Genomic DNA, 26587 nt, shown 5'->3' with positions numbered 1-26587 from the left:
ACCTAACGTGAATTGAGCTTAACCTTTAAAAACTTCTCCGCCTCACATTCCTACGTGAGGACAATGAAGAGAATTGGAGAACATAAAGCAAAGAAAGGACTGATAAGGTTTGAGATTGAGGAAAGGGATGGAATTGCAGAGAGCGTCAAAATTACTGGAGATTTCTTCGTATATCCAGAGAATACCATTGAAGAGCTCGAAAAGGAATTAGAAGGACATAAACTTGAAGAGCTTGAGCATATAATTGATGAGTTTTTTGCAATGAGATTAGATGTTGAAATGCCCTATATAAATGTTGAAGATTTTAAAATAGCGCTAAAGAATGCGTTGAGGGGAGAAAATGAATAAGAGCAAGATTTTCCTAGCTCTCCTTGGAACATTTTTGATTGGAGTTTCATTAGGGATAGTTTTTACGGTCTTAAATCCACAGTTTGCAGGGAATTTATTCTCAAATTTAAAACAGATTTTTAGTGGCAAGCTTGATGGAATCCAAGACAGCTTCAGCCTTTTCAAACTGATATTCCTAAACAACACACGAGTGGCAATTTTAGCAGCTTTTGGCGGTGTATTGTTCGGTGTTGTGCCGTTAGGGATTCTCTTCTTTAACGGCTTCTTAGTTGGAATTGTTGTGGAATACTCATATCTCCAAGGCGAAAACTTAACAAAAATCTTGCTCTCAATTGTGCCTCACGGAATCGTTGAAATCCCCGCATTTGCAATCGCGGGTTTAGGCGGAATTGTATGGTATTTAGAGATTATTAAGGGAGAGGGTACTGTTGGGGAGAGATTTAGAAAAGGATTTAGAATAGCGATAAAAATGCTCGGTATAGCAATTTTCTTGCTTTTAATTGCAGCGTTTATTGAAGCTTATATTACTCCACGGCTAGCTGGTTATAACCTTTGAGTTTTGTAGCGGAGTGAAAGTTCCGAATTCCTCATACGTTTCTATTTCTTCCAGCATTACATCAATTGGATTATCAAGAGCGGAAACAACACTGCGAATGTAATTCCGATACGCACCGTTCTTTCTGATCATCTCCCACGCTTTGCTTGCAACTTCAATTGGATTAGTTGAGTGGTGTTTAATTCCTAGACTTATAAGCCACTTTGTAACTGCCAAAAGCTTCCCGGGATACGTTGAAATCGTTGGAGTGCCTAATGCTAATGCCTCTCTGTTCATAGTTCCTCCAGCTCCGATCATGAGCTTTGCGTAGTAAAGGAGGCTTAGGCTGTCTGTTACATGCTCTGGAATTATAACATTCTCGAAGCGCTCAAACCTCTTTGCCTGCTCCTCTGTTCTCGGGAACAGAACTATTGGAAGATCTGGGAGAAGAGGAATTATGCCCTCAAGGATGCTTTTTTCTGCATCTCCGTTGAAGTAGTTTGCTTTTATTGGCTCAGTCCTCATAACGATGTAGTTGTATTTCTCAAGTCCAAGTTCATTTAAAGGTGCTGTATTTGGTTTAAACCCATACAAGTGGGCTAGCTCTGGAAATCCATTAATTGGTCTCAAAGAGTTTGCATCTGCCCCACATCTAATTAAGTCGTAGGCATCAATGGCTTTTGGGTAAATAACTCTGTTTGTGAATGGCAGCATGAGTTTGTTAACAGGAATTGAAGTGTCATTATCAACAAACCCAATCGTTGGGATTCTCAGCCCATAAGCTACTCTTGGAGCTTCGGGGGAATTTTTATAAATGCATAAGTCTGGTTTCTCTTCAATTATCAGCTTCGCAAGTTTATACTGCCTCTCAGCACTTGCAATAAGCTTACCTTCTAAGGTTGATCCTCCATGCTTACCAACAACGTAGTATTCAATTCCAAGCATGTCAAGAATGTCAGTTAGTCCGTCAAACTCTCTCGTTGTAACTAAAATTTCATGACCCCTCTTCTCGAGCTCTCTAATTATACCCTTGAAAAAGTGAGCATGAGGTGAATTTACAATGTCAATCCATATCTTCATACACTCCCACCTAATATAATGAGCAACTCTGTCCATTAAAAGGGTTTCCGTAAAACGGTTGTGAGAACTTGTTTTTTAAGATTTCTTATCGTTGATTTCAATGTTTTAACGTTTATTACATTTTCATCAAATGATTTAGCCTCTCTAAGAGGTTATTTTTAGCAAATTTTAGGAGAAAATGCTCATATATTTGTTGAAATCAAAATTTTATGGCAAGCAACTTATATAGAGTTCTGAAATCGTTACCTGGAAAACCCTTAAATTTGTTTTTTCTGCCTTTAATGTTAGGTGAGTGAAGTGAGGGAGAGGATAGAGGACAGGCAGGCAGAGATTGCTGTGATTGGATTAGGATACATTGGCCTTCCAACTGCCATAATGTTTGCTAACTCTGGATTTAATGTGATTGGATATGAGATTAGAGAAGATGTTGTAAAAAAGCTCAATTCTGGGGAAGCTCATATCGTCGAACCGGAGATAAATGAGCTACTCCGCAAAGCTCTGAAAAGCGGCAAACTCAGGGCTACATCAAACCCTGAAGACATTAAGAATAAGGATGTCTACATAATTTGTGTTCAGACTCCGCTCAAAGAGGATAAGACACCTAACTTAGAGTATCTCGAAAGTGCAGTAAAAACTGTAGCAAAAGCAATGAAAAAAGGTTCCTTGGTGATAATTGAGAGCACTGTTCCTCCTCTGACCACTGTAAGAATGGCAGAATTAATTGAGAGCCTCACTGGATTTAAAGCTGGAAAAGACTTCTATATGGTTCATGCCCCAGAGAGAGTAATGCCGGGAAGAATTTTCAAGGAGCTTGTTTATAACTCGAGAATCCTTGGTGGAATAACCAAAGAGAGTGCTGACTTGGCTGAAGTTTTGTATAGAGCATTTGTTAAAGGACAGATTTTCAAAACAGATTCTACCACAAGTGAGATGGTAAAGCTCATGGAGAACACGTTCAGAGATGTCAACATTGCGTTGGCAAATGAGTTTGCATTTTTAGCTCATCAGTATAAGATTAACATCTTTGAGGCCATTGAGCTAGCAAACACCCATCCCAGGGTCAAAATACACATCCCTGGAATAGGAGTTGGAGGCCATTGTTTGCCAAAAGACCCGTATTTACTGCTCAGTTCAGCAAAAGAAGACTTTGGATTAATCAAGAAAGCGAGAGAAATCAATGAAGACATGCCTTTAATGGCAAAGGACTTGCTATTTGAGGCATTTAAGATGATAAACCTACCCTCAGAAGAAGCTGTTGTAACTGTTCTTGGCTTAGCATACAAAGGAAACTCTGACGATACAAGGAACTCACCAGCCTATGCGTTTATTGAGGCTATCCAAGATGACGTTAAAGAAGTTCGTTCTTATGACCCATATGTCGATGGGACGCATAAAACCCTTGAGGAAGCAGTAAAAGATTCTGATGCAATTGTAATTGCAACTGACCACTCACAGTTTAAAGAACTCAATTGGGAAGAACTAGGGAAATTGATGAGGAATAAAATCCTAGTAGACGGAAGACATGTAATAGACAAACCTCCCAAGGGCTTTATATTTAAGGGCATTGGGAGGGGCGAGTATTGAAGCCAGCATTTGTCTTCGGAACACGGCCTGAGATTATAAAGCTTGCCCCGGTTATTAGAGCATTTGAGAAAAGAGGAGTTAAGCCTCTCCTAATTCATACGGGACAGCATTACGACTACGAGATGAGCAGGATATTTTTGGAAGAGCTTGAGCTTGACAGCATCGACTATCATCTTGAAGTCGGCTCTGGAACCCAAGCAGAGCAGACAGGAATTGCCATGATTAAGATTGAGAAAGTTTTGATAAAAGAGAAGCCAGATGTCACACTCGTTCAAGGTGATACAAATACAGTTCTAGCTGGAGCTTTAGCTAGTGTTAAGCTCAAAATCCCTGTGGCTCATGTTGAAGCTGGACTGAGGAGCTTTGACAGAACAATGCCCGAAGAAATAAACAGAATTCTAGCTGATCATGCAAGTGAAGTCCTCTTTGCTCCAACAGAGGAAGCCAAGAAAAATTTGGAGAATGAAGGTATTAGAGAAGGCGTTTATGTTGTTGGGAACACAATAGTCGATGCAGTTTTGCAAAACTCAGAGATAGCTGAGCGGAAAAGCAGGATTCTTGAAAAACTTGGGCTAAAGCCAAAAGAGTATATCCTCATCACAGCTCACAGAGCAGAGAACACCGACAGCAAAGAAAATCTTGGAAAACTAGTTGACATCCTTGAAGCCCTTCCAATAAAAGCAGTTTATCCAATGCATCCGAGAACGAGAAACAGGCTTAAAGAGTTTGGGCTGTGGGAGAGGGTTAATAAAATCGAGAACCTCATTGTCACACAGCCTCTGGGATACCTTGACTTTTTAAAGCTACAGAAGAATGCTAAGATTGTAATGACTGATTCTGGCGGAGTGCAGGAGGAAAGCATAATTCTCAATGTTCCATGCTTAACTTTGCGCTACAATACTGAGAGGCCAGAGACAGTTAAAGCTGGCGGTAACATTTTGGTTGGTCTTGAGAAGGATAGAGCACTGCACTATATTAACAGACTTTTAAATGATAGGGAATTCTATGAAAAAATGGCATCTGCAGAGAATCCTTTCGGCGATGGAAAAGCAGGAGAAAGAATTGTGAAGATTTTGCTTGAGCTTTATGAAAGAGGAGAGCTGAAAGTTAGGAGTTCAAGGTTTATTTAACTGGAGTTGCCACATAAATCCCATGCCTTGTCCTCACAATCTTAACCTTTATCTTATCTCCAACCTTGGCATTGGTGTTGATTACTTCAATTAGCCTATTCCTCGCAATCCCGAGCATCTCGCCTTCAATTCTTCCAGGCAGAACAATCTCAGCTTTCACTACCTCTCCAGTCCTAAAGACTAATGGGATAAATTTCCTCCTATGCATTCCAAAGTGCTCTGGTCTTAAGACGAGGGGCTTCATCCCAGTCTTTTTCTCAAGCTCTCTTAACCAGTCATAGAACTTCTTAAATGGCATGAGTTTGGCTATTGCTGGATTTCTGCCGAATTTATATGGCACGTAGTTCTGAAAACCTAATGCAGGCCATCTCTTTCCAGCTCCGATCTTCCTTGCAAACTCTATGAATGCCTCAGCCTCATTGTCATTCACTCCAAAGATAATTACCGGGGCGAGAAGAACATCAATCCCCGCATTTACCAAAGCTTCTGCCATCTCTAAAACATGATTTAGGTCGTAATCTTTCATTCCCATTAACATCTTCGCCTTTTCTGGGTCAAGAGAATGTACTGAAAGATTCATTCTATCCAATCCAGCCTCAGCGAGTTCTTCAACTAGCTTGTCGTTCAAAAGAACACCATTGCTCTGCATTGATACGACATCAACATTTGGGTGCTCTTTCAATGCCTGCACAAGCTCAACTATGAATGGATAAATCAAAGGTTCACCCTGCCCGTCTAAGTGTGCCTCAAGCCCTTTGCCTTTAAATCTTGCAACTTCATCGAACCATTTCATTAAATAGTCTACATCAACAACATAGTCAAGTTTTCTAGTCCTTGAATATGGTCCCTCATCAACCGAGCAGAAAATGCATGATAGATTGCATCCACTCGAACCTCTTACTTGAATTAGGTTCGTACCTCTATCAATTAGACCAAAGGCGTTGTAGCCCAATAGGGGAACACTCATACCTTCATGAATGTAGATTATTTTCCTTCTTGTGTATCGGTTCCTTAAGAACTCTCCAAGATTATTCTGAATGAAAAATGTGATGAACTTTTCAACATCTGGATTGTCAACGTTAATGAGGAGATGGCCATCTTGAGCTGTGATTTCTGGTTTGACTCTGTATTTCTTTTTTATAGCTCTTGCAAGGAGCTTTTTTTCAAAATCTGCATAAAGGGTGTTTCTCCAGATTAACCTAACGCTCTCGCCTAAGTCCTCAAAGTATGAATGAGGAAACTTAATTTTAATCATGGTTGGCATTCATGAGTAATAGTTTAAAAATCTTGAGTAAAGTTTTATAATACCTAATTCGTACATTCTTCGTGATAAATGTGAACATGGAAACATTTTAATATTATTGTCGTCTAGAGTATAATGCTGGACTGGATTGCTCAAGGTGGTACCTATGTGGGGAAAGATTGAGCATTATTTTGATGAATATCCCGTTAGGAAGCAAATAGCAAAGACACTCTTAAAGTATGGACTTAAGGTTTCCGATGACATGAAAATAAAGTGCGGAAGCATTGAAGTGCCATATACAAAGATAGCAAAGGCTCTCGATGTTGATAGAAGAGTTGTCAAAGAGACCGTTGCAATGATCCTCAAAATACCAGAGCTCAGAGAGATTTACACCAACTTGGAACCAACAGTTCACATGAAATTCGTTGGCAGGCATGTGGGTTATGGTGTTATCGAAATCGAGCCGGAGCCTAGAGCTATTGGAATTCTGGCAAAGATTGCTGGAAAGATTGCGGAGAGAGGGATAAATATTATTCAAGTTGTAGCTGAAGATCCGGAGCTTTATCCGGAGGCTACCCTAACTATAATTACAGAGAAACCAATTCCCGGCGACTTGATCAATGAGCTTTCAAAACTCGAAGGCGTCAAGAGAATCTCAATTTATTAGTTCCAAGATTCTTCTCTGCTTAAATTTTTATCATAACTGCTAGGTGGCTGTGTAGCTTTGTTATGTCCCTACAACTCAAAAAATGATTCTAGCATTGATGGTATGCTATGCACTTCAAAGAATGCTCTGCTACAGCAAAGGACATTTTTGCTACCTCTATTTTTAACTTTCAGTTTAAAACTAAAAGTTTGTTTGATAAAGTTTATAAACATCAATTTTGAACCAAAAGTTAAGATGTAAAAAGTTTCAAGTTTAAGCTTTGGAGGGTTGGTAATGGAGGAGGCAAGCAAGATAAGCCGTTACCTCTACACTGTGATTGTGCTTTTTGTGATTTGGCTTTTCCTTACAAGCAGCTTAGACCCGCAAGAGCTTACAATTGGACTGCTATTCTCCCTTATCGTAGGTGCATTGACTTATGAAGTGTTTACAGAAAGAGGCCTAGCAAATCTTCACCCAAGAAGAGTTGCCTATGCAATAGCATACGTGCCATACTTCCTCTGGGCTATGATCATGGCAAATTTGGATGTTGCATATAGGGTCTTACATCCAAAGAGGCCAATAAACCCAGGAATTGTTGAGTGCAAAACTGTTCTGAAGAACAATGCAGGAAAGTTAGCCTTGGCGAACTCAATAACCTTAACACCAGGTACAATAACCCTTGATGTCAAAGGAGACCGCTATTTTATCCACTGGATCGACGTTAAAGATGCGAGTGTTGAAGGCGCCTCAGATAACATAACGAGGCCTTTTGAAAAATTCCTGAAGGTGATTTTCGAATGATAGGGATTAACATCTATCTTGCGGTCATAGCAGTGGCAACACTCCTAAGCATGTACAGAGTTTTCAGAGGGCCGACGACAGTTGACAGACTGGTTGCTGTTGACATCATGACTACAATAACTACTGGACTAATGGTTCTGTTTGCACTTTACTACAAGAGAGCAATATTCCTTGATGTTGCACTGGTATATGCAATTCTAGCTTTCCTGGGTGTCATAGCATTCGCAAGATACTTGGAGGGAGGAGTATGATCGCGGAGATTGTTGGGGAGTTTTTAGTCCTCTTTGGAACGATATTCTACTTCCTATCATCTCTCGGTCTCATCAGAATGCCCGATGTTTACAACAGAATGCAGACTGCAACTAAGAGCGCTACACTTGGTTCATTGGGTGTCATCATTGGAGTTGGCATTTGGGCAATTGGGCATGTTGGTTCCTATGCGTGGCTTCCAAAGACCCTCGTGATTGCAGTGTTCTTGCTGTTAACTAACCCAATAAGCGCCCATGCATTAATCAGAGCAGCATATAAGAGCGGAATTCCTCTGTGGGAAGGCAGCGTTGTTGACAAGTATAGGGAGTATTTGGAAAAAGAAGAGGGCAAAGAGGAAGTTTCTGATGAGACAAAGGAGGGAGAGCAATGATTAACTGTGTCCAATGTATTGAGTATCTAATTGTTATCCTCATGATAGTTTCAGCAATCTTCGCAGTAGAGTGGAGGGATTTATTGGCAGCAGTAGTTGGAATGGCGGCAGTGAGCTTATTCGCGTCAATCGCTTTCTTCCTGCTCCAAGCTCCAGATGTTGCCATGGTTGAAGCTGCTATAGGTGCAGCAATGAGCGCTGCTGTGTTTATCTTCGCAATAAAGAGGACTGAGAGGTATGAGAGCGAGGAGGAAGGAACAGGGTGGTGGGTCAGATGGTGAAGAGAGCACTTGCAATCATCCTTATACTAATTACAGGATATTGGCTTGCAAATGCCTTAGCTGAGATTCCCTTTGGAGCAGATAAAATGCTTGTTGGAAAGTATTACCTTGAGAATGTGAAGGAACAGACTGGTGCCGTAAATGCCGTTACGGCTGTCGTTGTTAATTACAGAGGTTTCGATACCCTCGGTGAGGTTACAGTTCTGTTCATAGCGGCTACAGGTGTTGCTGCTCTACTCTGGAGGAAGAAGAGGGAAAGAACTGCAAAGAGCGAGGGGAGCGTTGTTCTCCAGACTGGTTCAAGGTTATTGTTGCCATTCATAATGCTCTTTGGTGCCTACATATTCATCCATGGTCACTTAACACCGGGAGGGGGCTTCCCGGGCGGAGCAACGATTGCCACCGCATTCCTAATGCTTTACCTAGCGTTCAGAGAGTATGAAATTCCGCACAAGGTCTTCGAGCCTCTCGAAGGCTTAGCGGGAATGAGCTATGTAATCGTTGGCCTTATTGGACTTGCAATAGGCGGCTACTTCCTCTTTGACTGGATATGGCAAACATGGCAACTCGGCCATGACAACATAGGGAGGCTCTTCAGTGCTGGGTTCATACCAATAATCTACACGCTGATTGGTCTCAAGGTCGGAACCGAGCTTACTGGAATCGTTGACAACATGGTTAAGGAGCCCAAGGAGGGAGGGCAATGATTAGTGCCTATTACTTTGGAGCAATCTCGCTCATCTTGATTGGGCTTTATGCAATCCTCACAAAGAGAAATCTGCTTAAAATCCTTGTAGGGCTCAGCATAATGGAAACTGGCGTGAACTTGCTCCTAATAAGCGTTGGATATGTAAGCGGTAGAACTGCACCTATTTTGACAGAAGGCGCAACACCTCAAACGGCAGTTGACCCAATACCACAAGCTCTTGTTCTTACGGCAATTGTTATCGGCGTTGCAACTACTGCTTTAGCTTTGACTGTTGCGATAAACCTCTACGAGAAGTACAAGACTTTGGATATCGAAAAGATTAGGGGGTTGAGAGGATGAATCCCCAATATGCTTCACTCCTCATAGCTCTACCTTTATTCAGCGCATTCCTCGTTCCGCTCATCAAGAGAGCTGGTAAAAAGGTTATCCTACCTTATCTGACTTTAGTAACTCTAATCCAGACAGGCATAGCGGCTTGGGCTTTCAAGGAAGTCTACACAACTGGACAGCCGATAATAGTCCTTGCTGGTGGATTTCAGCCACCAGTTGGAATAAACCTCTACATTGGACACTTTGCAGCACTGTTTGTGCTGATCATCGCAATAGTAAGCTTTTTCATGGCAGTGTTCAGCATGAAGGCAATCGACGTTGAGCCAATTGACAAGTATGCAATGCTGTTCCTCCTCTTAATGCTCGGTGCTACCGGAATGATTGCAACAGGAGATATATTCAACCTCTTTGTCTTCATGGAAATCACAGCAATCAGTGCCTACGCTTTGACAGGCTACAACAAGACCGGAGAAGCAAGCGAGGCGGCAATGAAGTACATCATTTTAGGTGGAATTGGCTCAAGCTTCTTCTTAGTTGGTGTAGCATTGCTCTACGGAAGCTTAGGCACATTAAACTTAGCGCAAATTGCTATGCTTGCCTCAAAGATGAATCCAACAGTAGCTCAGGCAGCTCTAGCGTTACTCGTCGTTGGCTTAGCAGTTGAAGCTGAACTCTTCCCGCTCAACGCTTGGGCACCAGATGCATATCAAGCATCACCTCATCCAGTAACAGTGATGTTCTCGGCCTTCGTAGTTAAAGCTGGTCTGTATGCAATGGTCAGAATTGTCTACCTCTTCAAAGATACTCCAGCATTCATGGGAATACTTAACTTGATTCTAATCCTCGGTACGCTTACCGTTGTCATCGGTGAGCTCTCCGCATTGAGGCAGACAAACGTTAAGAGAATGCTTGCCTACTCAAGTATAGCCCAGATTGGCCTCATAGCTGTGGGCTTTGGAGTTGCAACACCTCAAGCCGTTGATGCCGCCGTGTTCCACATGCTCAACCATGCAGTAGTTAAGGCTCTGATGTTCTTAGCTGTTGGCTATGTTGCAGTAACGTTCGGAAGCCCACACATAGAGAACTTCAAAGGCTTAGGAAAGAGAATGCCGCTTACCGCTTTTGCTATCACAGTTGGAGCAATAAGCGTCGTAGGAATTCCGCTGTTCAACATCTTCTGGAGCAAATTTAGGCTTTTACTTGCAGCTCTTCAGGTAGGAAAAACAGGGATAGTGGCATTAATTCTCGGTGCAAGCCTCGTGGAGGCAGTTTATTACTTTAGGTTGATTCATACAATGTGGTTTGAAGGAGAAGGAGGGAAGATCGAGGAAAGCCTAGCATTGAGCGTGATAATGCTTCTGCTGGTTGCTCTAATAATCGTCATAGGTGTTTACCCAGAACTTGTCTGGAACATCGTCCAGAAAGCTGCTGCAGACTTGTACAATGTAGCAAATTACATTAAAAATGTCCCACTTCTGGGGGTGAGCCCATGATTAACGAGCTCATGATAATAATTTTCGCACCATTGTTGGCTGGAGTGTTAGCATGGCTGATTGACGTCAAGGGTATTAGAGAGGCTATAGGAGTAATTGGCGCTGCAATTCCTTTAGCTTATCTTATTCAGGCTTATCAAACTCTCAACACACAGCCGAGTATTCAGTATTCAATAACCCTTGCAGGCTTTAAGTTCGAGTTCCTCCTCTATCAAATCAACTGGATATTTGCAATGATTGCTGGAGTTGTGGGCTTTGCAGCAGTGCTAGGAATGGTATCAACAGCGAAGGATAGCTACGAGTGGCTATTTGCTTTGATGAGCTTAACCGGAGTACTTGGAGTATTCCTAGCAGATGACCTCGCAGGATTCTTCATCTTCTGGGAAGTTATGACATTTGCCTCATTTATGATGGTGCTCAAATACAACAGAAAAGCATCTCTCAAATACTTCTTGCTCAGCGTCTTTGGAGCTTACGCAATGCTCATAGCAATAGGCATCATCTATGCAAAGGTTGGTGCTTTAGACTTCGCGACAATCCAGCAGGTGCTTTATCAGGATGCCATGAGAGGGGCCTTTGGAACTGATACATTCTTCAGCAGAAATGAAATGATATTGGTCTTCGGACTGTTCCTAATAGCATTCGGTGTCAAAGCTGGAATGTTCCCACTCCACGTGTGGGCACCAGATGCATACAGCGAAACCAACCAGAGCTATACGGCAATGTTCAGCGGTGTTTTGAGCAAAGCAGGAGTTTACGGTATGCTGATAATCTACATCCTTCTGGGCACTAGACTCATGTATGAGTTTGGAAAAATTGGCGCAGCTCCGAAGTTCGGCTACATAATTGCTCTCCTCGGAGGTCTCACCATAATAGTTGGCGGTCTCTTAGCTGCTCTGCAAGAGGACATTAGAAAGCTCTTTGCTTATTCAAGTATAAGCCAAATAGGCTACATTCTCGTTGGTATAGGTGTCGGAACAGCATTAAGCATTGAAGCTGCAATTTACCACGCAATAAGCCACGCACTCTTCAAAGGACTATTCTTCCTCATAGTGGCAACAATAATCTACCGCACAGGGAAGACTGAGTTTAAAGATATGGGCGGCTTAGCTGAAAAGATGCCAATAACCTTTGCAATGGCCTTCGTTGCAATCCTCAGCCTAGCTGGAATACCTCCGCTAGTGGGATTTGCAAGCAAGTGGCTGCTCTTTGAAGCAGTAATTCACGAAAACATGCCAATCCTTGGCGGTATGATCTTCTTTGGTAGTGCAATAGGTTTCGTTTACCTCATCAGGTTCACTTATGCAGTGTGGTTCGGTCAAAGACCTACAGATTTAGATGACACGAAGGATGCCCCGCTTCCGCTTGCAATAGCTATGGGAATATTGGCACTACTCAACGTTGTCTTTGGAATTGCACCGGGATTAGTTGCCAAGGAACTCAATAAAATATTCGGTCAAGAAGTAATTGGCGGAACAATATGGGAGCTTAACTTAGGCTTCGGAAGGTACAACGGTCTGCTTCTTACTATATGGCTCGTGGTTGGCCTGGTGATTGCTGCAATAATTTACTTCCTCGGGGCAAAGGTCAGAAAGGTTCCAGTTACCGATACATATCAGGCAGGTAATCCAGTGACAATGGAGTACAACTTAACAATCAGGAGGAACTTCTTCCTTCCGCTTAAAGAGGCATTAGCTTTCTGGCTCAGGATAAGCTTTGACAAACTCTACCAAGACATTGGAAGCTGGATTGAAGACTTGGCAGAAACCATGAGGCACTACATATACAATGGAAGTGTTCAAGCCTATGCTTGGTATCTGGCGATAGTCCTGTTAATCCTTGCACTTTGGGGGGTGTGAAGAATGTTGATGATAGCAGTTAAAGCTTTCTTAATTTTACTTTATGCGACATTCATGGGCTTCATGTTCATGGGGATAATCAGGATTGTAACTGCAAGGATTCACAGAAGGGTTGGACCACCGATTTACCAGCCTATCCTTGATACGATTAAGCTGCTTTCAAAGAAGAGCAACATAACCCACGGACTCATCTACGACTTTGGAGTAATCTACGCTTTGGGAGCAACAATCTTGGCATTGATGTTCATACCTCTCGGTGGAGTCAGCATACTCAGAGCATATGGGGATCTAATCCTCATCACTTTCCTCCTCGAAATCCCAATGCTCGGTATAATGTTTGCCGCAATGAGCTCTGGAAACCCATGGGCGGGTTTAGGTGCCCAGAGAGCTTTACTTACGTTGCTGGCTATTCAAGTGCCATTAGGATTTGCAATAGTTGCTCTGGCAGAATTTTACGGAACATTCAGCACCTATCAAATAGTCATGGCCCAGCAGACAATGGGATGGAGCATAACACATCTGCCTTTACTCTTAGCGGCAATAGCTTACGATCTCGTTTTGCAAGCAATGTTCGGTAAGGAGCCATTCGACATCATGATTGCTCCAGGTGAAATCTCCTTGGGTCCAATGGTTGAGTTCGGCGGCAAGCACATGGGAATCCTTCAGATACAGCATGCTATAGCACTCTTTGCTGAGACATTGTTCTTTGCAAACATATTCCTTGGAGGCGCTGTTGTTACAGCATTTGCAAGCCCAATCCTCAACACGATAGCAAGCTTAGCTATACTCCTAGTCAAGCAGCTTGCAGTACTTATGATTGCAATCTTCATTGGAGCAATATTCCCAAGATTCACAATCGACCAAGCTGCAAGATTCTACTGGAAGTGGCCAACTATAATAGCAGCTGCAGGTGCGATATTAGCAGCTCTGTGAGGTGATAAAAATGGTGGATTGGCGTTTATTTGAACCCCTCTTTGAATTTGCGAGAAAGAAGAGCCTTTGGATTGTATCATTCTGTACAGGGTGTGGCGGTATAGAGATGCCGCCCCTCATGACATCAAGATATGACCTCGAAAGATTCGGTATGATGCCAAATCCAGCTCCAAGAATGGCTGATCTGTTCTTAATTACCGGTTATGTAACCCCAAAGACCCTCAAGAGAATCATCATAACCTACGAGATGCAGCCAGACCCTAAGTATGTGTTAGCTCATGGCTCATGTCCGCTCAACGGTGGAATCTACTGGGATGCATACAATGCAATCAAGCACCTTGATAGATACATTCCCGTTGATGTCGTCATAGCTGGATGCATGCCGAGACCAGAGGCAGTGATGGACGGGATCAAGAAACTCATGGAAATGATTGAGAATGGAACCGCTGATGGCTGGAAGAGATACAAGGAGAACTATGAGTGGTACAAGAAGAACCAAGATGAGCTGTTTGGAGAAGGATGGCGTGAGAGAGAAGCAAGGAGGTGGATTCCATGGCTAATGGACAAGAAGAAAAAGGAGGAGTGAAGGAGATGACAGGAGTCAAGTGGGAGAGAGAGCAAGCCCTTGTTCAGAAGATATTGGAAAAAGCTCCTTATGCTGAGGGAAGAGTCAGAAGAGAGAGGAGGATTGAGTTCAAAGTACCAGCAGATAGGATAAGAGACTTCTTAATGACCCTCAAAGAAAATAACTTTGAGCTCATGCTGCAGATAACGGTGGTTGACTGGCTAAAAGAAGGGGAATATGAGCTGGTTTACCAAATGTGGAGCATAACTCACAGGACTCATGCAATGGTTAAGACAAGGATTCCGAGGGAGTTAGACAAGGCACGGATGCCAACAGTCAAGGATATCTACCCAGTTGCAGAGACCTATGAGAGAGACGCTCATGACTTCTATGGAGTTTACTTTGAGGGTAATGAGAAGATGGAAATGCCTTGGATTCTTGATGATGCAGAGCAAGGACTGTTCCCACACAGAAAGGACTTTGACATGCTTGCCTACGTGAAAAAGAAGTACAAGATTTTGGACAGATTTGATGAGAACAAAGACAATTACGTGATTTGAGGTGAGAGAAATGGTTTCACAAAGAGAACTTATTAAAGAAGCGAGAGAAAATGGCATGGAGCTTTTACCCCTCGACAAAGATACTTATGAGTTGTTCTTCGGTCCGCAGCACATGGCCACTGAAAACTTCAGCATAATCCTCAAAATGGACGGTCATAGGGTTGTTAAAGCCATAGCAAATCCTGGATTTTTGCACAGAGGATTTGAAAAGTTAGCTGAACTCAGACCTTGGTACACAAACATTGCTTTGCTCTTGAGAATTTGTGTCCCAGAACCAGATGTTCCAGAGGCAATTTACTCAATGGCTGTTGATGAATTGATGGGCTGGGAGGTTCCAGAGAGAGCACAGTGGATTAGAACAACAGTCTTGGAGATGGCAAGGGTTTCCGCGTATCTCTTTTGGATAATGGGTCTCAGCTTCAAGCTTGGTGTTTACACCGCTGGTCAGTGGGCTGCAGCTTACAGAGAAAGGCTCATGGCACTCTTTGAGGAGTTAACTGGGGCAAGAGTTTATCACATCTACACAATTCCTGGCGGAGTTAGAAGAGACATTCCTGGAGATAAGTGGCTCCGCCAGCTGAGGGATACTGTTGAATACATAAAGAGCAAACTCCCTGACTTTGATCACCTCGTTTTCGAGAACTACATAACATTCAAGAGAATGGAAGGAATTGGTGTCATGGATAAGAAGTTTGCGCTGGCTGAGGGAGTAACTGGGCCAAACTTAAGGGCAACAGGCGTTCCATATGACGTGAGGAGAATGGATCCCTATCTGCTTTACCCGGAGCTTGACTTTGAGGTTCCAGTGTTAAAAGAAGGGGATGCACTGGCAAGGGCATTAATTAGAAGATACGAGCTTGAGCAGGACTTATACATACTAGAGCAGCTCCTTGAAATGGGACCACCAAGCGGGCCTTACAAAGTCCAAGATCCAAGGCTGAAGAACTTACCGAGATTCAAGGTTCCAGCTGGAGATGCATTTGCCCACGTTGAAAGTACGAAAGGAGACTTTGGTGCCTATGTAGTCAGCGATGGTGGAAACAAGCCTTATAGGGTGCAGATAAGAGGGCCAAGCATCGCACACGGTATCAGAGTCCTTGAGCAGCTGTTAGTTGGAGCAAGGATAGCTGATGTTCCAGTCATATTAATGAGTCTTGATAACTGCCCGCCCGACATTGACAGGTGATGGAAATGGAGGAGATTGATTTTAAGGTTGCACCCGAGAGCAAAATCAAGAAAAAACCCTCATACATTAAGCCTTGGCTTGGGTTAAAGTACCTCTTCAAAAAGCCCGTAACAATCAAAATACCCTACGAAAAAACTCAAATCGCTGAGAAATACAGGGGATTCCATTCACTCGACTGGAAAAAGTGCATTGGCTGTAACTTCTGCGGCCAGATATGTCCGGCGAGAGCAATTGAGATGACGTGGATTGAAGTTGACGGCAAAGTCGAGAAGAGACCGCATCCGAAGATTGACTATGGCAGATGTACCTTCTGCCAGTTCTGTGTGGATGTGTGTCCAACTGGTGCTTTGGGGTTCGTTTCAAACTACATGCTCACAACTGAGTGGAAAGATGAGGAGCTTGAGCTCTTTGACTGGGTTCCAATTCATCCAGACAAAATCAAGGAAATCAATGAGAAATTCCCAGATTACAGATTCCCGGTTGCAAAGATTGAGTTCAACAAGGAGACAAAAGAGGTAACATACTACCTTAGGGATGGTGATGTGTTCAAGTTTAAGATCCTCGGCTATGGACTTAGACCACCAGCTGTTGCTAAGCCCAAACCAGCAGCTCCAAAAGCAGGAGAAGCAAAGAAAGAGCAGAAGTCTGAAGAGAAAAAAGAATAATTATCTTAGTTTTTCTTTTGTCTTTTCTATTTGAATCCTATTCATAGGGAAACGTTAAAAAAGCCTAAGCTTGACTCTACTGTTTTTGTAATCAACTTCAATGATTAATACTCCTCTGATTTCTCAATTAGTTTCCATAGGGACTTTACATCATCTCATATTCAATGGCAAGAATAAAGTGTATCTATTTTTCAGCTCAAACTGTTCAGCCCATTAACGTTTAAGTCAAAACATTTCTAATTCTGATAACTTTAAGAGGGACAGATTATTCATTTTGTCAAAAATGAGGCCTATAAGCATGGGTGAGTTTTATCAATTGGTGGTGCCAGTGAAAGCTGAGATTTGTGAATATTGTGCTGGGAATAATTTAGGGATGATAAAAAGCATTCTAGGATCAAGAGGATATGAAGTGGAAGTTACAGGGTGCATTGGCCTATGCGCTAAATACGCCTGTGGGAGGATTAACGTTAGGATAGGAGAAAAAGAAATATCCACTGAGAGCTTGGACGAGTTCATAAAGGCTTTGGAGGGTTAAAAATGACCAAAGTTTTGATAATAATCTCTACAGCTGAAATAGAGAAAGCTCTAACAGGATTTATGTATGCAGTCAACTCAGTGAGGTATAGCTGGCTTGAAGAAGTTGAAGTTGTACTCTTTGGCCCAATAGAGCGGGAAATTGCAAGAGGAAATGAAAAGCTAATGCCCTGGGTAGAAAAACTCAAAGAGCTCAACAAAACTCCATATGCCTGCAGGAAAATAGCGGAAGATGAAGGCATTGTAGAGAGCTTAAAACCATATGCAAAGGTGGAGTACGTAGGGTCAGTCATCTCAAAACTCATAAACAAAGGCTATGTTCCCATGGTCTTTTGATTTTTGGACTCTCCTTTCACAAACTTTAATATAACTTCGATGCAAATTTTAATGTGGTGATGCATATGCAAAGGGCTTTAGTTACACTCACTCCACCGGAGAGCAAGCGCTTAATTGCTAAAGCCGTTGTAGCCTTGGATGAAGTCCAATACGCATTAAAGCATGGCTTTGTTTATATTGCAACAGGCACAACAGCTGCTTATATTGCAGAGGAGATTTTAGGAAAGAAAATTGAAAAAGAAAAGTGGACTGTCGGAGTTATAAGCAAAGGAAGGACATGTGTAACCCCAAAGGAGACATGGCCTAAACATCTTGTTCTCTATAAGGGGAAGCCATTTGAGGGTGATCCAATAGAGGCGTTGAAAGAAATGGGTCCAGAGGATGTTTTTATCAAAGGAGCAAACGCTATAGATGTCAACTGGAATGTTGCGGTGTTTGCTGCAGCTCCAGATGGAGGAACAATAGGCAGGACATTTGGATGGACGATAACAAAAGGTGTCCTAACGATTGCGCCAGTAAGCTTGGAGAAGTTAGTTCCAACACCCGTTGAATACAGCGCAAAGATAACGGGAATTCGTTCCTTTGACTGGGGAACAGGGCTTTATGCTGCATTAGTGCCAATACCTCACGCTGTGCCGATAACTGAAGTTGAAGCTTACGACATATTGGCGAATGTTGATGCAATTCCAATAGCCGCTGGAGGAGCTGGAGGAGCAGAGGGTAGCGTAACTCTTGTCTTGGAAGGTGATGATGAGGACATGGAAAAAGCGAAGGAAATTACAAAGCAGATTAAAGGGGAGCCTTACCTCAAACCATACACAGAGAACTGCGAGAACTGTCCTTTTGCAAAGATTTGTGGAATTGGAAGCGGAGCTTTTTAGTGCTTTAGCTTTTCATCTATTTTATTTTGGCGGTTTCTCTCCCTGGAATATCTCTGCCTATAGAGAACATCAGAGCGGATTCTATGGACGCTATCTCAATGCAAAAATAGAGAGGCTTAGGGGGAAGGTAGACAACTATCTGCTCAAAGATTTCCTCAAAAAGTTTAGACTATGGAAAAAGCTCCACATCACATAGACGGTGATCATGCGCCTTCTCTTAGCGCTCCACGTTGCCTTTGCAGACTGATCTGGGATTCTTTTTTATATGCTCTCATCATAAGGTGGAGAGCAAACACCATATAACCAAACTGCAAAATTAACCTTCCCCACTCCATTTTTGTTGAGTATCCAAAGAGCACTGCGAATATTGAGCCTACAGCCCCTTTGTGGTACCAAATGCTATCCTTGGGAATTCCTAAGTCATAAGCTGTCTGAGCAAACCAGCCCAGGCTAATTCCTTCTTCCTCGGCAAATTCAATCAGCTCATGTGTTCCATACCCCAAAAGCCCAGCGGCAACGAATATCAGCAGAATGGAGCTGTAGTAAAAGAAAGTCCTGAGGTTTATTTTCATTCCAATGCCGTAGATGAGGTAAGCTAAGCTTAGAGCTCCAGCTAATCCTAAAATCAATCCCAAGAGGGTGCCACCTAAATCTTGGGTTGCAAATGGTGTCAAAAACAGCACAGTCTCTAAGCCTTCCCTAAAGACTACTATGAATGTGAAAGCTGTCAAAGCCAAAGGATTTATTGCTTGAGACACCTTGCTTTCTATCTCCTCCTTTATGTTTGCACCTTTAGTTGCCATCCAGTATATCATGCTTGTGAGCACAATGACGGCTAAATATGATGCTAACCCCTCAAAGAGTTCCTTCTCCTCCAATCCTCCATAGATTTTAAGAATCGTAACTCCAAAGGCGAAGCTCACCAATATTGAGAGTCCCAATCCAGCCCACACGCTTTTAATCTGCTCCTCCCTTTTTGTCCTCTTTAGGTATGCTATGATAATTGCCACGATTATGGCAGCTTCAAGTGCTTCCCTAAAGGTTATTAGGAAGGCTCCAACGTTCATGAATTAGCACCTCCAACATTTATTAGGGCAATCTAACAGACGTTTGAACGGAATATAACTCTTATTTTTAGCAGAATGGCAAAAATTATGCACGATCCTTAATCAAAATATAAAATCAGAGGAACAATGGGGCATCAAAGGGTGTGACGTTCTCAAGTCCTCTGCCGAGTATTATAGTGTCTTCTTTCTTCACGGCACCCTCAGGAATCATGAGAGGTGCGTGTACCATTGCCAGAACCATTCCTTCTTGAGCCTTCATGGCTCTATGGGGAATCACTATCGTCGTTATCGGGTCTTCTTCAATTAAAAGTCCAACTCCGTGGGCATAGCCCGTTATGTAGTACTCTTGAAGTCCCTTCTCCCTGTAAACGGCGGCTATTTCTCTCTACCTGAGCGAAAGTAACTCCCGGCCGGGTCTTCTCCAGAGCTATTTGATGAACTCTCTCCATGGCTTCAATAGCGATTTTGGCTTTCTCATTGGGCTTGCCAATGAAAAAGCTTCTCGTCATGTTTGCATAATAGCTGTTGTAGTCAGCACCGATTACTATGGTCACAAACTTGCCCCTCTCAACTTTGACATCTCTAAAAGGCTCAGCGTGCGCTCTTGGAGTTGCGGAGACATACACTTTTGGGTCTTCGCTTCCGCTGAGCATGAGCTCTCTAACGATTTCAGCTGCTATCTCAAGCTCACTTTTTCCTGGCCTTATGGTTTCTACCGCCACTTTCATACCTTTAACTGCAATTTTTCCAGCCTTTCGTATATTTTCAAGCTCCCACTCGTCTTTTATCATTCTTAGTTGCATCGTAAGGGGTCTGACATCTTCGATTTCCACGCCGGGATTAAGTCGCTTGAAAATTTCATAAAACAGAATGTATGCATCTCTCTCGATAGAGAATTCCATACCGATAGTGTTGTAGCCGTTTTTCCTAATCCACATCGTCACAATTGCCATCAAATCTTCCGTCTTTTGAAACTCTTCCACATTTTCAATCCAGCTCCTCTGCATGAAGAGCTCTTTTTCACCTTTAGCTACAATAACTAGCGGCTCGCCTTCTGCTGGAATAAGGAGCGAAGGCCTGAGCCATTTAGTCCCAGTGAAATAAATAAAAGTCGAGAGTGTCCTTATAACAGCACCATCTATTTCCTTCTCTCTTAGGAGCTCTTGAAATCTTTCTACTCTCTTTTTGAATATTTTTTCATTCCCTTTCATTGCTCACTCCACCTTAATTACCAAAAACTTCATCTCTAAGCTGCCTGTGTTTACAACTCTATGGGGAACTTCCTTAGGAAGGTAAACAAGGGTAGCTTTCTTTACCTCTTCTTTTTCTTCACCTACTTCCACGACGCCCTTTCCTTTTATTATGTATAGGAATGCATCCACCGGTGTTGTGTGCCTCTTAAGTTCTTCTCCAGGCTTTAGTGTTATATGGAATATCTGGGCATTGTCCATACTAATCAGCTTTCTAACGTCTACTCCATGAGGGTTCTCAATTCTTTCAGCTTCTTCAACTTTTACAACAATCATTTCAATCCCTCCAATCTAATAACCTCTTTTCTCCTTCAAGCTTTCTAATTTCAGTAACATCTTGAACAACTTCAAGAGTTCCCAAGTACTCACCGTTCTCGTCTCTCACAGCAAAGTAGCGGATGTGTATGAACCTTCCGCCCATTTGAATCCAGAATTCCGCAACATCTTTTCTGCCTTCTTTAAATGCCTTGAGAATTTTGTTAACTATATGAACGCTCTTTGGCGGATGACAGAGCTGCACAGGCCTTCCGATTATCGAAGGTGTCCTCGTAAATATTCTGTCTCCACCTGAGAAAAACCGTACTCTGTCGTCTTTATCTATGAACGTTATATCAACGGGAAGGTGTTTGAATATTGCGTCTATTTCTTTTGGCGAGAGATATCCGACATCAAGCTCTAGATCACCCTCCCTCTTTACTTTTGTCTTATCTCCCTCAAGCTTCTGTCCCCTAAGTGCCATCTGGACTTCCTTTGGCAAACTTAGGATTTGTTCTGCTGTTAGAGTTGTGTCAATTTCGTAGGGGTGAAGGGGCTTAGCTTTTGGTCTCCATTCATTTCCAGGCTTAACTTTGTAGTATCCTATAACATCTTCCTGCTGTCTTATAGCGACCCATTCTCCCTCAGAAAGCAGAGCTTTTAGTGTTGGATAGAGTATGTTGTTCTCCCTGAATACCATGTCAACTAGAGCTCTTGAAAGTTCTGAAGCTTTTTCTTTGACCTTCTTCACGAAGTCTTCCCAATCCATTTTATTTTCTTTATTTAATATCTCAATTAGCTGCTTTACCATCGCTCTTATTTCATCATGCTTTGTCCAAAGGACTGTTGGGACGGCTGTAATACCCCTCCTCTCAAGGTAGGGGAAGAGCAGCATCTCCTCCCTGTTGTAGTGAGTGAATCCAACAGCCCTGAGCTGGTTGGCTATCCCTTTAAGAACTCCCAGGATTTCTCTCCTTATCCTTTCATCCTTTGTGTTGGCTAAAGTTGAAGCGTAAAGATTGAGCATCTCTGCATCTTTCATAATCTCTTTGTTCTCTTCATAAAGTGTGTGGAGAGGATGACCCGGAGGAATATCACTCAGCTCTTCCTTCTCAGCTCCAGAAACTGCTTCTCTGAAAAGCTCAACGTGGATGTCGCACATCTTTGCGATTTCTCTCGCAGAAATACCCTCTTTAACAAGCTCTTGCTCAATGAGGGGTATTTCTAATGGAGAGATGCTTCTTAACAGCTCTTTAAACTCCTCTTTGAGCTTTTCAACGTCTTCTCCTTTGTGGATTTTCTTCAAAAGCTCTTTCATTTTCTCTTTCTTATACTCACGATTTTTCAAGATTTCAGTCATTTTATCACCTTCATGACATATGTCATATTCAACACTTCTAAATCTTTCTACACATTTTTGTCTATGTTATTAAAAATCTTTTTTAAGTGAATGTCCAAAAAACTTTGGAAGAATTAAAAATTGAAAATAGAATCAGTTGAGCTCTTCTGTCAAAGTGGAACCTTCTTCTATTTTAACTCCCTTATTGAGCATGTTCTTGAGGTCTTTCTCTGGATCACTTGTAAGTCTCAGATCAAATTGCTTTCTGAGGATTTCAAAGACTCTGGGTGTTAAGAATTCTGGGGGCCTTGGACCGATGTAAATGCCTTTAACTCCAAGGTAGAGGAGTGTGTAAAGTATTCCTATTGCCTTCTGCTCCATCCATGAGAGTACTATGCTGAGGGGGAGTGAGTTTACATCAGTTCCAAGCTCATTTGCCAAAGCAATAGCAATCTCAATTATTGAGTAGACATTGTTGCACTGTCCAAAGTCCAAAAAGCGTGGAATTCCTTCAATGGTTCCGTAATCCCTCGCGTTGTAGCGGAATTTCCCACATGCCGCCGAGAGGATTATAGCATCCTCCGGAATCATTGCGGTAAGCTTTTCATAGTAGCTCATTTTTGGATCAGGGGTGTCACATCCTCCGACTACAAAGATGTGCCTTATCTTGCCCTCTTGTATGAGCTCAATGAGCTTATCCTTCATATCTAGGATGTTAGTATGGTGGAATCCTGTGAGTAATTTTTCTCCTTCTGCCCTCTTCATTCTTGGCGTTTCCAAAGCTCTCTTTATCAAAGGTTCGAAATTATAATCCCTGATGTGTGGAACTCCCTCAAGGCCAGCTATTCCAACGGTGAAAATCCTATCCGCGTAGGCTTTTGTTGGCTGCTGCACACAGTTGCTTGTGCCCAAAATAACACCTGGGAACTCTGCAAACTCTTTCTTTTGGTGAAGCCAGCTCCCTCCCCAATTTGCCACCAAGTGGTCGAACTTCTTGAACTCTGGATATGCATGAGCTGGGAACATTTCTGCATGAGTGTAAACCTTTATGTCAGTCCCTTCAGTTTGTTTCAAAAGCTCATAGAGAGCTTTATAGCTATGACCCGTCACCAAAACTCCGTAGCCTTCTTCCGTGCCTGTGGAAACCCAAGTGGGCTCCGGTCTTCCAAAAGTCTCAACATAGGCCTTGTCAAGGAGCCTCATAGCCTCTAGGTGTATCCTACCGTTTTCGAGAATTAGCTCTAAAAACCTGTTCTTGTCAAAGTTAACGTTAGTTAGTGTTGAGTATAAGGCTTCAGCTAAAAAGTGACCTATCTCTTTGTTATCGTAGCCAACCTCTAAGGCATGGTAATAATACGCCGCTGTTCCCTTTATTCCATAGAGCAGAGCTTCCTGAAGGGCGTTCAAATCTGGATCTTTTCCACAAACTCCTTTGATGCTACATCCTCCAACTAAACTCATTGAACACTGATTGCACAGCATATTTTCACCTCCAATTTTATGACACTTGTCATATCATTCAGACTAAGTTATGAATTTTCATTCATAAAAATTTTTTGGTTGTTTAACCCAAAGGAAAAGAATTAGATTGAAAAATTCAACATAATATGTTAATTTTGGTATAAACTTATAACAAAATATCCAATATCCAATGGTGATATATAAAGGTATGTGATGAATGTTGTGAATGTTATATGACAAGTGTCATAAAAATCTGGGGACCAAAGTTTTTGGAAATACATAAAGATTATCCTTGTAGAATAGATATCAAAGTTTGCTAAATCTAAAATTCGAAATCCTTATATATGCCACCCGTCATAGCAGAAACCATGAAGACGAATGCCTTTGAAGTTGCGGCTAAATATGTTTATCCTTCATTGAGGAGGCGGTTAGTTGAAATTCTCTACAAGGAGTATAAGTTAACCCAAACTCAAGTCGCTGAACTTCTGCACATTACTCAATCTGCTGTTTCGAGATATCTGCGGATGAATAGGGGAGCACTCATAGAAGTTTCAAAATTTCCGGATATTGACGAAGATCTCAGAAAGCTTGCAGAGGAGATAATTAGGGAAAAGCCAAGTGAATACCAAATACACGCGGGACTTGTTAAAATTGCACTAAAAATGCTTGGGAAAGGCTATCTCTGCTCTCTCCATAAAAAAATTGATCCCGAGTTAAATCCAGCAGAATGCAGGATATGTATAGATTTATTTGGGTAGTTACACAGCTCTGTCCAGCAATACTTAAAAGTGATCTCCGTTTAGTGATAGTCAGGTGAAGAAAATGGTCATTTATTTAGATAATGCAAACACGACTAAGCCCGATCCAGAGGTAATTAAGGTAATGCTTGAGTATCTGGAAGAGAAATACGGAACTCCAGGAGGCGAATTTGGACACATATTTGACGAGGAAGCTAGAGAAGCCATAGAAGAAGCGAGGGAAAAGATAGCGAAGGAAATAAATGCGTCTCCAGACGAGATTATTTTTGTCTCTGATGAAACTGAAGCAGATAATTTGGCGATAAAAGGTATAGCATGGGCTAAGGGTAAAGGAAAAGTTCTAGCAAGCAAAATTGAGAGAAAAGCAATTCTTAACACAGTCAAAAGATTGAGAGATTGGGGCTTCGAAACTTATGAAGTTAGCGTTGATAGAGAGGGCTTTATCAGCCTTGAAGACCTTCAAAGCAACTTGGAAAATGCAATTCTCTTCGCTACTCACTTAGGGAACTTTGAAATTGGAACTATCCAAGACATCAAAGCAATCTCTGAGATAGTTCATGATAAAGGCGCTCTCCTCTATTTGGATGCAAATCATGCCTTTGGTAAAGTTAAAATCGATGTCAAAAAGCTGGATGTTGACTTAATGAGTATTACTGCTCACTTAATCCACGGCCCTAAGGGAATTGCTGCACTTTATATAAGGGATGGAGTTAAACTCAAACCTCTCCTCGATGGAGATGTGAGGGAAAGAGGAATAAGACCGGGAATGATCAATGTTCCAGCAATAGCTGGCTTTGGAAAAGCTGTAGAGTTAATAAACTACGATGATGCTAAGAGAATGGCAAAGCTCAGGGACAAGCTAATTGATCTGCTCTTAAGCATCCCCGATACAAAGCTCAACGGTCCAAGAGGAGATAAAAGGTTGCCCAATAATGTAAACGTTTCATTCGCTCATGTTGAAGGGGAAAGCATTTTACTCCACTGTGATTTGAGAGGGTTAGTGTTCTCAACTGGTTCTGCATGCTATTCGCAAGAACTTTTGCCGAGTCATGTAATTAGAGCCATTGGAGGTTCATTTGAAGATGCCCACGGTTCAGTGAGGCTGAGCTTAAGCAAGTGGACAACTGAGGAGGAGATAGTAAAAGCGTATGAGATTATAAAGGATGTCGTTGAAAAACTAAGGGAAATCAGCATCTACGGTGGTAAGAGATGATAAAGATCAATGTCATAGGAAAAGAATGTCCAATCCCACTCAATGAATTCAGAAAGGCTTTGAGAAAAGCTAAAGTTGGGGAGATAATTGAGATTGTTGGCACTCATGAGTTGAGTAAGGGGGAAATAGCACTGGCAGCAGACGAAACTGGGCAAGAAATCCTTGAAATCGACGAGAAAGACGGTGTTTGGAGAATCGTCGTGAAAAAGGTGAGATAAAATGGAAAGATTTGACGCTAGAAAATGGGACGAGAAAAAAAGGATAGGTTATTCAAGAAAGGTTCTCTACTATTTCCTTCATCCAAAAAATGTTGGAGAAATAGCGAATCCAAGTGTCACAGCAAAAGCAGGAAGTCCAGCATGTGGAGACATGATAAAGCTCTATCTGAAGATTGAGAATGACAAAATAGTTGACGCCAAATTTAGGAGCTACGGCTGTGCCGCGAATATTGCAACTGCCTCAGTGCTCACAGAGATGATAAAAGGAAAGACTGTCGAAGAAGCTAAGAAAATTAAATTCAAGGACATTGTGGAAGAGCTTGGAGGATTGCCGCAGATCAAATATCACTGTGCGGTTTTAGCAGCTGAAGGACTTAGGCAGGCTTTGGCGAAGTGGGATGTTATCCAAGGGAGGAGAGAAATTGACGAGAGCTTTGTTAAGCTGATTCTTGCAGCAGTTATTGACCCTATTACTGGGGAAAGCGTTCTTAGAGGGGATAAATATAAGGGATGTAAGATTGAAGGCAGAAAAGTTAAGATAATGCTCAATATTCCAAAGGACAGCCCAGAGGCTGAAGTTTTCGAAGAACAGATAAGAGAAGCTTTTGAAGGCCTTGACGTTGATTTAGAGATTGAATTCACGGAATCATGAAATTTTCTTCAACAATTTCTTTTTAAACCCTTTTT

Annotated in this window: 31 protein-coding genes and 1 pseudogene; 25 read left to right on the top strand and 7 right to left on the bottom strand. The window is 42.2% G+C overall.

Annotated features, from left to right (window positions below; genetic code table 11):
- The first annotated feature begins 63 nt into the window (after window positions 1-63).
- The gene (locus E3E24_RS04270) at window positions 64-348 is read left to right on the top strand and encodes a lipoate protein ligase C-terminal domain-containing protein (protein ID WP_167886042.1); all 285 of its coding nucleotides are present in this window, start codon (window positions 64-66) and stop codon (window positions 346-348) included.
- The gene (locus E3E24_RS04265; RefSeq protein ID WP_167885801.1) at window positions 341-904 is read left to right on the top strand and encodes a stage II sporulation protein M; all 564 of its coding nucleotides are present in this window, start codon (window positions 341-343) and stop codon (window positions 902-904) included. Before E3E24_RS04270 ends, E3E24_RS04265 begins: the two co-directional genes overlap by 8 nt.
- Here the strand turns inward: E3E24_RS04265 and E3E24_RS04260 are convergent.
- Window positions 884-1963: a DUF354 domain-containing protein gene (locus E3E24_RS04260; protein WP_167885800.1), complete on the bottom strand. Its 1080-nt coding sequence runs from the start codon at window positions 1961-1963 to the stop codon at window positions 884-886. The genes E3E24_RS04265 and E3E24_RS04260 overlap by 21 nt on opposite strands.
- 297 nt (window positions 1964-2260) lie before the next feature.
- On the opposite strand from E3E24_RS04260, the gene E3E24_RS04255 reads away from it, so the two are divergent.
- Both E3E24_RS04255 and wecB read left to right on the top strand, forming a co-directional pair.
- Window positions 2261-3547, top strand: a complete 1287-nt coding sequence (locus E3E24_RS04255) for a UDP-N-acetyl-D-mannosamine dehydrogenase (RefSeq protein WP_167885799.1) — start codon at window positions 2261-2263, stop codon at window positions 3545-3547.
- Window positions 3544-4677, top strand: coding sequence for a non-hydrolyzing UDP-N-acetylglucosamine 2-epimerase (gene wecB / locus E3E24_RS04250; RefSeq protein ID WP_167885798.1), 1134 nt, complete (start codon window positions 3544-3546; stop codon window positions 4675-4677). Before E3E24_RS04255 ends, wecB begins: the two co-directional genes overlap by 4 nt.
- Here the strand turns inward: wecB and E3E24_RS04245 are convergent.
- The gene (locus tag E3E24_RS04245; protein WP_167885797.1) at window positions 4670-5932 is read right to left on the bottom strand and encodes a radical SAM protein; all 1263 of its coding nucleotides are present in this window, start codon (window positions 5930-5932) and stop codon (window positions 4670-4672) included. The genes wecB and E3E24_RS04245 overlap by 8 nt on opposite strands.
- 154 nt (window positions 5933-6086) lie before the next feature.
- Here E3E24_RS04245 and E3E24_RS04240 point away from each other — a divergent pair, with 154 nt between their 5' ends.
- The 17 genes from E3E24_RS04240 (at window position 6087) to E3E24_RS04160 (ending at window position 18339) form a co-directional block, all read left to right on the top strand.
- Window positions 6087-6587, top strand: coding sequence for an ACT domain-containing protein (locus tag E3E24_RS04240; protein WP_167885796.1), 501 nt, complete (start codon window positions 6087-6089; stop codon window positions 6585-6587).
- Between the two features lie 273 nt (window positions 6588-6860).
- Window positions 6861-7367 (top strand): Na+/H+ antiporter subunit E, encoded by a 507-nt coding sequence (locus tag E3E24_RS04235; RefSeq protein ID WP_167885795.1) that lies wholly within the window; start codon window positions 6861-6863, stop codon window positions 7365-7367.
- On the top strand, window positions 7364-7618 hold the full coding sequence (locus E3E24_RS04230) for a monovalent cation/H+ antiporter complex subunit F (RefSeq protein WP_167885794.1): 255 nt from the start codon (window positions 7364-7366) through the stop codon (window positions 7616-7618). Before E3E24_RS04235 ends, E3E24_RS04230 begins: the two co-directional genes overlap by 4 nt.
- The gene (mnhG, locus tag E3E24_RS04225; protein ID WP_167885793.1) at window positions 7615-8007 is read left to right on the top strand and encodes a monovalent cation/H(+) antiporter subunit G; all 393 of its coding nucleotides are present in this window, start codon (window positions 7615-7617) and stop codon (window positions 8005-8007) included. Before E3E24_RS04230 ends, mnhG begins: the two co-directional genes overlap by 4 nt.
- On the top strand, window positions 8007-8288 hold the full coding sequence (locus E3E24_RS04220) for a DUF4040 domain-containing protein (RefSeq protein ID WP_048159923.1): 282 nt from the start codon (window positions 8007-8009) through the stop codon (window positions 8286-8288). The genes mnhG and E3E24_RS04220 overlap by 1 nt, the downstream gene beginning before the upstream one ends.
- Window positions 8282-8995: a Na(+)/H(+) antiporter subunit B gene (locus E3E24_RS04215; RefSeq protein ID WP_167915693.1), complete on the top strand. Its 714-nt coding sequence runs from the start codon at window positions 8282-8284 to the stop codon at window positions 8993-8995. Before E3E24_RS04220 ends, E3E24_RS04215 begins: the two co-directional genes overlap by 7 nt.
- The gene (locus E3E24_RS04210) at window positions 8992-9336 is read left to right on the top strand and encodes an NADH-quinone oxidoreductase subunit K (protein WP_167885791.1); all 345 of its coding nucleotides are present in this window, start codon (window positions 8992-8994) and stop codon (window positions 9334-9336) included. Before E3E24_RS04215 ends, E3E24_RS04210 begins: the two co-directional genes overlap by 4 nt.
- Entirely contained in the window at window positions 9333-10820 is a 1488-nt protein-coding gene (locus tag E3E24_RS04205) for a proton-conducting transporter membrane subunit (RefSeq protein WP_167915692.1), read from the top strand. The genes E3E24_RS04210 and E3E24_RS04205 overlap by 4 nt, the downstream gene beginning before the upstream one ends.
- On the top strand, window positions 10817-12679 hold the full coding sequence (locus E3E24_RS04200) for a proton-conducting transporter membrane subunit (RefSeq protein ID WP_206205309.1): 1863 nt from the start codon (window positions 10817-10819) through the stop codon (window positions 12677-12679). Before E3E24_RS04205 ends, E3E24_RS04200 begins: the two co-directional genes overlap by 4 nt.
- Window positions 12680-12682: 3 nt before the next feature.
- The gene (locus tag E3E24_RS04195; protein ID WP_167885789.1) at window positions 12683-13612 is read left to right on the top strand and encodes a respiratory chain complex I subunit 1 family protein; all 930 of its coding nucleotides are present in this window, start codon (window positions 12683-12685) and stop codon (window positions 13610-13612) included.
- Between the two features lie 10 nt (window positions 13613-13622).
- Window positions 13623-14198 (top strand): NADH-quinone oxidoreductase subunit B family protein, encoded by a 576-nt coding sequence (locus E3E24_RS04190; RefSeq protein WP_167885788.1) that lies wholly within the window; start codon window positions 13623-13625, stop codon window positions 14196-14198.
- 5 nt (window positions 14199-14203) lie between these two features.
- Window positions 14204-14737 (top strand): NADH-quinone oxidoreductase subunit C, encoded by a 534-nt coding sequence (locus E3E24_RS04185; RefSeq protein ID WP_167915707.1) that lies wholly within the window; start codon window positions 14204-14206, stop codon window positions 14735-14737.
- A gap of 10 nt (window positions 14738-14747) precedes the next feature.
- Window positions 14748-15923, top strand: coding sequence for an NADH-quinone oxidoreductase subunit D (locus E3E24_RS04180; protein ID WP_167915691.1), 1176 nt, complete (start codon window positions 14748-14750; stop codon window positions 15921-15923).
- Window positions 15924-15928: 5 nt separating this feature from the next.
- Window positions 15929-16588 carry an NADH-quinone oxidoreductase subunit NuoI gene (nuoI, locus tag E3E24_RS04175; RefSeq protein ID WP_167915690.1) on the top strand — a complete coding sequence of 220 codons (660 nt, stop codon included), beginning with the start codon at window positions 15929-15931 and terminating at the stop codon, window positions 16586-16588.
- A gap of 328 nt (window positions 16589-16916) precedes the next feature.
- Window positions 16917-17123, top strand: a complete 207-nt coding sequence (locus E3E24_RS04170; RefSeq protein WP_167915689.1) for a hypothetical protein — start codon at window positions 16917-16919, stop codon at window positions 17121-17123.
- Between the two features lie 2 nt (window positions 17124-17125).
- The gene (locus tag E3E24_RS04165) at window positions 17126-17458 is read left to right on the top strand and encodes a hypothetical protein (protein ID WP_167885785.1); all 333 of its coding nucleotides are present in this window, start codon (window positions 17126-17128) and stop codon (window positions 17456-17458) included.
- Window positions 17459-17523: 65 nt separating this feature from the next.
- On the top strand, window positions 17524-18339 hold the full coding sequence (locus E3E24_RS04160; protein ID WP_167885784.1) for a hypothetical protein: 816 nt from the start codon (window positions 17524-17526) through the stop codon (window positions 18337-18339).
- A gap of 203 nt (window positions 18340-18542) precedes the next feature.
- On the opposite strand, the gene E3E24_RS04155 is transcribed toward E3E24_RS04160, so the two are convergent.
- The 5 genes and pseudogenes from E3E24_RS04155 to hcp form a co-directional block, all read right to left on the bottom strand.
- The gene (locus E3E24_RS04155) at window positions 18543-19406 is read right to left on the bottom strand and encodes an FTR1 family protein (protein WP_167885783.1); all 864 of its coding nucleotides are present in this window, start codon (window positions 19404-19406) and stop codon (window positions 18543-18545) included.
- 115 nt (window positions 19407-19521) lie between these two features.
- Window positions 19522-20617: pseudogene (locus tag E3E24_RS04150) on the bottom strand (M24 family metallopeptidase).
- Between the two features lie 3 nt (window positions 20618-20620).
- Window positions 20621-20932 carry a cupin domain-containing protein gene (locus E3E24_RS04145; protein WP_167885781.1) on the bottom strand — a complete coding sequence of 104 codons (312 nt, stop codon included), beginning with the start codon at window positions 20930-20932 and terminating at the stop codon, window positions 20621-20623.
- Between the two features lies 1 nt (window position 20933).
- Entirely contained in the window at window positions 20934-22271 is a 1338-nt protein-coding gene (locus tag E3E24_RS04140) for a DUF438 domain-containing protein (RefSeq protein WP_167915688.1), read from the bottom strand.
- 132 nt (window positions 22272-22403) lie between these two features.
- Window positions 22404-23732, bottom strand: a complete 1329-nt coding sequence (gene hcp / locus E3E24_RS04135) for a hydroxylamine reductase (protein ID WP_167915687.1) — start codon at window positions 23730-23732, stop codon at window positions 22404-22406.
- Window positions 23733-24079: 347 nt separating this feature from the next.
- Between hcp and E3E24_RS04130 the strand changes: the two genes are divergently transcribed.
- The 4 genes from E3E24_RS04130 to E3E24_RS04115 all read left to right on the top strand — a co-directional run bounded on the left by E3E24_RS04130 (window position 24080) and on the right by E3E24_RS04115 (window position 26552).
- Window positions 24080-24469 carry a transcriptional regulator gene (locus tag E3E24_RS04130; RefSeq protein ID WP_167885778.1) on the top strand — a complete coding sequence of 130 codons (390 nt, stop codon included), beginning with the start codon at window positions 24080-24082 and terminating at the stop codon, window positions 24467-24469.
- Between the two features lie 64 nt (window positions 24470-24533).
- On the top strand, window positions 24534-25682 hold the full coding sequence (locus E3E24_RS04125) for a cysteine desulfurase family protein (RefSeq protein WP_167885777.1): 1149 nt from the start codon (window positions 24534-24536) through the stop codon (window positions 25680-25682).
- Window positions 25679-25900: a sulfurtransferase TusA family protein gene (locus E3E24_RS04120; protein WP_167885776.1), complete on the top strand. Its 222-nt coding sequence runs from the start codon at window positions 25679-25681 to the stop codon at window positions 25898-25900. Before E3E24_RS04125 ends, E3E24_RS04120 begins: the two co-directional genes overlap by 4 nt.
- Before the next feature lies 1 nt (window position 25901).
- Window positions 25902-26552, top strand: a complete 651-nt coding sequence (locus E3E24_RS04115) for an iron-sulfur cluster assembly scaffold protein (protein ID WP_167885775.1) — start codon at window positions 25902-25904, stop codon at window positions 26550-26552.
- Window positions 26553-26587 lie beyond the last annotated feature (35 nt).

The organism is Thermococcus sp. LS2 (assembly GCF_012027375.1).
GTDB lineage: Archaea > Methanobacteriota_B > Thermococci > Thermococcales > Thermococcaceae > Thermococcus_B.
Note: the sequence above shows the minus strand (reverse complement) of the source record. Positions and strands in the feature narration are given on the sequence as shown.

Bases quoted from the DNA above. Each gene is read 5' to 3' on its own strand.
- E3E24_RS04270 (WP_167886042.1), top strand. From the start codon at position 64: ATGAAGAGAATTGGAGAACATAAAGCAAAGAAAGGACTGATAAGGTTT.
- E3E24_RS04265 (WP_167885801.1), top strand. From the start codon at position 341: ATGAATAAGAGCAAGATTTTCCTAGCTCTCCTTGGAACATTTTTGATT.
- E3E24_RS04260 (WP_167885800.1), bottom strand. From the start codon at position 1,963: ATGAAGATATGGATTGACATTGTAAATTCACCTCATGCTCACTTTTTC.
- E3E24_RS04245 (WP_167885797.1), bottom strand. From the start codon at position 5,932: ATGATTAAAATTAAGTTTCCTCATTCATACTTTGAGGACTTAGGCGAG.
- E3E24_RS04240 (WP_167885796.1), top strand. From the start codon at position 6,087: ATGTGGGGAAAGATTGAGCATTATTTTGATGAATATCCCGTTAGGAAG.
- E3E24_RS04235 (WP_167885795.1), top strand. From the start codon at position 6,861: ATGGAGGAGGCAAGCAAGATAAGCCGTTACCTCTACACTGTGATTGTG.
- E3E24_RS04230 (WP_167885794.1), top strand. From the start codon at position 7,364: ATGATAGGGATTAACATCTATCTTGCGGTCATAGCAGTGGCAACACTC.
- mnhG (WP_167885793.1), top strand. From the start codon at position 7,615: ATGATCGCGGAGATTGTTGGGGAGTTTTTAGTCCTCTTTGGAACGATA.
- E3E24_RS04215 (WP_167915693.1), top strand. From the start codon at position 8,282: ATGGTGAAGAGAGCACTTGCAATCATCCTTATACTAATTACAGGATAT.
- E3E24_RS04210 (WP_167885791.1), top strand. From the start codon at position 8,992: ATGATTAGTGCCTATTACTTTGGAGCAATCTCGCTCATCTTGATTGGG.
- E3E24_RS04205 (WP_167915692.1), top strand. From the start codon at position 9,333: ATGAATCCCCAATATGCTTCACTCCTCATAGCTCTACCTTTATTCAGC.
- E3E24_RS04200 (WP_206205309.1), top strand. From the start codon at position 10,817: ATGATTAACGAGCTCATGATAATAATTTTCGCACCATTGTTGGCTGGA.
- E3E24_RS04195 (WP_167885789.1), top strand. From the start codon at position 12,683: ATGTTGATGATAGCAGTTAAAGCTTTCTTAATTTTACTTTATGCGACA.
- E3E24_RS04190 (WP_167885788.1), top strand. From the start codon at position 13,623: ATGGTGGATTGGCGTTTATTTGAACCCCTCTTTGAATTTGCGAGAAAG.
- E3E24_RS04185 (WP_167915707.1), top strand. From the start codon at position 14,204: ATGACAGGAGTCAAGTGGGAGAGAGAGCAAGCCCTTGTTCAGAAGATA.
- E3E24_RS04180 (WP_167915691.1), top strand. From the start codon at position 14,748: ATGGTTTCACAAAGAGAACTTATTAAAGAAGCGAGAGAAAATGGCATG.
- nuoI (WP_167915690.1), top strand. From the start codon at position 15,929: ATGGAGGAGATTGATTTTAAGGTTGCACCCGAGAGCAAAATCAAGAAA.
- E3E24_RS04165 (WP_167885785.1), top strand. From the start codon at position 17,126: ATGACCAAAGTTTTGATAATAATCTCTACAGCTGAAATAGAGAAAGCT.
- E3E24_RS04160 (WP_167885784.1), top strand. From the start codon at position 17,524: ATGCAAAGGGCTTTAGTTACACTCACTCCACCGGAGAGCAAGCGCTTA.
- E3E24_RS04155 (WP_167885783.1), bottom strand. From the start codon at position 19,406: ATGAACGTTGGAGCCTTCCTAATAACCTTTAGGGAAGCACTTGAAGCT.
- E3E24_RS04145 (WP_167885781.1), bottom strand. From the start codon at position 20,932: ATGATTGTTGTAAAAGTTGAAGAAGCTGAAAGAATTGAGAACCCTCAT.
- E3E24_RS04140 (WP_167915688.1), bottom strand. From the start codon at position 22,271: ATGACTGAAATCTTGAAAAATCGTGAGTATAAGAAAGAGAAAATGAAA.
- hcp (WP_167915687.1), bottom strand. From the start codon at position 23,732: ATGCTGTGCAATCAGTGTTCAATGAGTTTAGTTGGAGGATGTAGCATC.
- E3E24_RS04130 (WP_167885778.1), top strand. From the start codon at position 24,080: ATGAAGACGAATGCCTTTGAAGTTGCGGCTAAATATGTTTATCCTTCA.
- E3E24_RS04125 (WP_167885777.1), top strand. From the start codon at position 24,534: ATGGTCATTTATTTAGATAATGCAAACACGACTAAGCCCGATCCAGAG.
- E3E24_RS04120 (WP_167885776.1), top strand. From the start codon at position 25,679: ATGATAAAGATCAATGTCATAGGAAAAGAATGTCCAATCCCACTCAAT.
- E3E24_RS04115 (WP_167885775.1), top strand. From the start codon at position 25,902: ATGGAAAGATTTGACGCTAGAAAATGGGACGAGAAAAAAAGGATAGGT.